Origin of the sequence: Emticicia agri, from assembly GCF_004168285.1 — a bacterium.
Classification (GTDB): Bacteria; Bacteroidota; Bacteroidia; order Cytophagales; family Spirosomataceae; genus Emticicia; species Emticicia agri.
In genome coordinates this window covers 1-529 of sequence record NZ_SEWF01000117.1, presented here as the reverse complement: position 1 = coordinate 529, position 529 = coordinate 1, and the positions used below count along the sequence as shown (strand labels likewise).

1 pseudogene is annotated in these 529 nt (G+C 46.9%); it reads left to right on the top strand.

Going from position 1 to position 529, the window contains the following annotated elements:
- Positions 1-529 (top strand): annotated as a pseudogene (locus EWM59_RS27980) (hypothetical protein); the annotation flags it as partial.

The following is a 529-nucleotide window of genomic DNA, read 5'->3' as shown; positions in this document are numbered from 1 at the left end:
GGCACAAGTATAGTTTTATCAAGTGTAGGCACTTACAGCATTACAGCAACCTGTACAGTTGGGTCTTGTACAAGTGTGCCAAGTGCAGCAGTCACAGGTTTGCAGATTGTCAGTCAGCCAACTGCTCCAACGATTACAGCCCCGGCTACAAAAGTAGTGTGTGCACCGAGTACTTTAACCTTAACGGCAAGTGGTTGTGCAGGGACTGTGAACTGGTCGAATGGTTCATCAGGCAGTAGCTTAACCCTTTCAAGTGTGGGAACTTATTCTATTTCTGCTACTTGTACAGTAGGTAGTTGTATTTCTCCGGCAAGTGTAGCAGTAATAGGATTGCAAATTGTAGCCCAACCAGCAGCCCCAAGCATCAATGCACCAAATCCAAAAGTGGTGTGTGCGCCGAGTACTTTAACCCTGACAGCCAGTGGTTGTGCAGGCACAGTCAATTGGTCGAATGGTTCCTCAGGTACGAGTCTGACGCTTTCAAGTGTGGGTACATATAGTATTTCTGCTACTTGTACGGTTGGCTCTT